Below are 229 nucleotides of genomic sequence, written 5' to 3'. Positions count from 1 at the left end.
GACGTCACCCGCGCGCTGGCCGGACCCGGCGTCCACAACCCGATGCGGGTCGTGGTGATCACCACGTTCGACCAGGACGACTACGTGCACACCGCGCTGCGCAACGGGGCGTGCGGCTTTCTGCTCAAAAACGCCCCGCCCAGCCTGCTGATCGAGGCGGTAAGGGCCGCCGCCCGCGGCGACGCGCTGGTCTCCCCCGCCGTCACCGTCCGGCTGCTGAGGGAGCTGT

At 71.6% G+C, this 229-nt stretch carries 1 pseudogene; it reads left to right on the top strand.

Annotated elements, in window-relative coordinates:
• A pseudogene (locus tag IG99_RS43945) lies at window positions 1–229 on the top strand (response regulator); the annotation flags it as partial.

Origin of the sequence: Streptomyces griseus subsp. griseus (assembly GCF_000720255.1) — a bacterium.
Lineage (GTDB): Bacteria > Actinomycetota > Actinomycetes > Streptomycetales > Streptomycetaceae > Streptomyces > Streptomyces griseus_I.
Note: the sequence above shows the minus strand (reverse complement) of the source record. Positions and strands in the feature narration are given on the sequence as shown.